Here is a 2,931-nt window from a genome sequence, read left to right as displayed (position 1 = left end):
CCACACCCAGAATGAAGCGCATTACATAGAACATGGTGGGCGTGGTGATGAACATCGTCAGCGCCGAAATGATGCCCCACGTGATCATGATCCGCGCAATCCACACCCGCGCGCCGACCTTGTGCAGGATGACGTTGCTGGGAATCTCGAAGATGAAATAGCCGAAGAAGAAGATACCCGCGCCGAAGCCATAGACGGCATCGCTCAACCCGAGATCAGTGCTCATCTGAAGCTTCGCAAAACCGACGTTCACACGATCCAGATACGCCACCACGTAACAGATCAACAGCAACGGCGAGAGCCGCCACGCGACCTTGCGATACGTCGCCGCTTCGAATGCGGAAGGCGGCGCGCCCGCGCCCGGTCGATGCAAATCACCCGCAGTACTGGCCATTTTGTCTCCTGACTATTTTTATCGATGAGGAAAACGTGCTGTCCGATTCTAGCCGCTCGCTCCAGGCCGCAACCGTCTGTTTTCTATGGGGAAAACACCGATGAAGGGCATTCGGTGGCAAGCATCGGATGCCGATTTACACACGCTCGAAAACGCCTGTTCCCAAAGCCGGTCAGCGCCAAATCAAAACGATCAAACGCACCGTCCGCCGTCCACTTCCAATGCCACGCCGGTGATGAACTCGGCGTCATCGGAGGCGAGGTACAAAGCCGCATTCGCAATGTCCTGCGGCGTCGAAAGGCGTCCCAGCGGAATGGTCGCGAGGAACTTCTGGCGGTTCGCCGGCGTGTCTTCCATCCCCATGAACTCCGACAACAAACCTGTTTCGCCCATCACCGGGTTGATGCAGTTGACGCGAATCCGGTCCGGCCCAAGCTCGACCGCCAGCGCCTTGCTCGCGATAATCACCGCTGCCTTGCTGCCGTTGTACCAGATCAAACCTGGCCGCGGCCGTACGCCCGCTGTCGATGCAATGTTGATGAACGACCCGCCGCCAACCTTGCGGAAGTAGGGCACGAATTGCGCCACGCTGAAGTACACGCTTTTCACATTCACCGCATAAACGCGATCGAATTCCGCTTCGGTGATTTCCATCACCGGCTTGTTCCGATGCGTCGTGCCCGCGTTGTTCACCACGACCTGAACGCTGCCGAAGTCTTCGATGGCGGCATCGAAGAGCGTTTGCCAGTCGGCTTGCTTTGTCACGTCGCCGGGTACCGCAATCGCCTTGCCGCCGCTCACCGCAATCTCGCTCGCCACGCGCTCGGCCGCCGCGCCGTTGAGGTCGTTCACCACGACGTTCGCGCCTTCCCGCGCAATCGTCTTCGCGATGCCTTCCCCGAATCCCGATCCGCCGCCGGTCACAATCGCAGTCTTTCCTTGCAGTCTCATGTCGTCTCCAAATTAACCATGTTTGATGGCGATGGTTTTGAGCACCGTGAATCCATACAGCGCTTCGAAGCCTTTCTCGCGGCCGTGGCCCGAATGTTTGACGCCGCCGAACGGCAATTCCACGCCGCCGCCCGCGCCGTAGTTATTGATGAACACTTGCCCCGAACGCACGTTTCGGGCAATGCGCATCTGCCGTCCGCCATCGCGTGTCCAGACGCCCGCCACCAGCCCGAAGTCCGTGCCATTGGCAAGCTTCAGCGCGTCGGCTTCGTCATCGAAGGGCATCGCGCAGAGCACCGGACCGAACACCTCCTCGCGTGCGAGGCGGTGGGCCGGCGGGACGTCGCGCAAGAGTGTCGGCGCCTGATAAAAGCCCGCTTCCGGCGCTTCGGAAACCACTTCGCCGTGCGCGACCATCGCGATGCCATCGTGCTGGGCATCGGAGAGAAAGTCCCATACGCGTTGCTGCTGCTTCGCGCTGATCAGTGGACCGCAATCGAGATCGAGCTTGCTCGGCCCGACCTTCAACGCGCTGAACGCCTCCGACAACCGCTCGAGCAACGGCTCGTACGCCGATCGCTCGATCAATACGCGGCTGCCCGCCGAGCACGTCTGCCCGGCGTTCTGCACGATCGCCGAGACGAGCACGGGCACGGCGGCGTCGAAGTCGGCATCGGCGAAAACGATCTGCGGCGACTTGCCGCCGAGTTCGAGCGTGACGGGAACGTGGTTATCGGCGGCCATCTTGACCACCGCCGCGCCCGTTGCCGGCGATCCCGTGAACGAGATGTGATCGATGCCCGGATGCCGCGCGAGCGCCGCGCCCGCTTCGTAGCCATACCCTGTGACGATGTTCAGCGCGCCTTCCGGCAAGCCCGCTTCGGCGGCGAGTTCGGCGATGCGCAGTATCGATAAACACGCGTCTTCGGCTGGCTTCACCACGCACGCGTTGCCGGCTGCGAGCGCGGCGCCGACGCTGCGGCCGAAGATCTGCAGCGGGTAATTCCAGGGCACGATGTGCCCGGTCACGCCGTGCGGTTCGCGGATGGTGAGGACGGTGTAGCCGGTTTGATAGGGCAGTGTTTCGCCGTGAAGCTTGTCGGCGGCGCCTGCGTAGAACTCGAAATACCGCGCAATGCCCGCCGCGTCCGTGTGAGCTTGCTTCAGGGGTTTGCCGGTATCGCGTGCTTCGAGATGTGCCAGTTCGTCCTGATGGGCGGCGATGATCATCGAAAGCCTGTAAAGCACGCGTCCGCGATCGGCGGCGCTAGCGTGGCCCCACGGGCCTTCGTAAGCGTGGCGCGCTGCCTGGACGGCGCGGTCGATATCGGCCGCGTTGCCGCGCGCGAGCTGCGCGAAGACCTGGCCGTCGGAAGGATCAATGACGGGAATGGTCTCGTGGCTTGCCGCCGCCACCCACTGGTTGCCGATGAAATGCTTTGCCTCTTCCATGCCTGACTCCTGTCTCCGTGGCTATTTTCGGGGTGGCGTACTATCGCTTCATTTGCCTTCGCTTACCTTCATTTACGTTAGCGATCACATCGCTGACAACCTATTTTGCGCCGTTTTCCCGGCTCGGCGCGGAC

At 61.8% G+C, this 2,931-nt stretch carries 3 protein-coding genes; all 3 read right to left on the bottom strand.

The window, feature by feature from the left end:
* Positions 1–394 (bottom strand): MFS transporter (locus tag JWR14_RS37060; protein ID WP_299719522.1); only part of this gene is annotated, 394 nt, incomplete at its 3' end.
* 192 nt (positions 395–586) lie between these two features.
* Complete coding sequence (locus JWR14_RS37055) at positions 587–1,345, bottom strand: SDR family oxidoreductase (RefSeq protein ID WP_299719519.1); 759 nt, start codon at positions 1,343–1,345, stop codon at positions 587–589.
* A gap of 12 nt (positions 1,346–1,357) precedes the next feature.
* Positions 1,358–2,797 carry an aldehyde dehydrogenase family protein gene (locus tag JWR14_RS37050; RefSeq protein WP_299719517.1) on the bottom strand — a complete coding sequence of 480 codons (1,440 nt, stop codon included), beginning with the start codon at positions 2,795–2,797 and terminating at the stop codon, positions 1,358–1,360.
* Positions 2,798–2,931: the final 134 nt, after the last annotated feature.

This window comes from Caballeronia sp., from assembly GCF_028292365.1.
GTDB lineage: Bacteria > Pseudomonadota > Gammaproteobacteria > Burkholderiales > Burkholderiaceae > Caballeronia.
Note: the sequence above shows the minus strand (reverse complement) of the source record. Positions and strands in the feature narration are given on the sequence as shown.

Coding starts and splice junctions, on each gene's coding strand:
- JWR14_RS37050 (WP_299719517.1), bottom strand. CDS start 2,797: ATGGAAGAGGCAAAGCATTTCATCGGCAACCAGTGGGTGGCGGCGGCA.
- JWR14_RS37055 (WP_299719519.1), bottom strand. CDS start 1,345: ATGAGACTGCAAGGAAAGACTGCGATTGTGACCGGCGGCGGATCGGGA.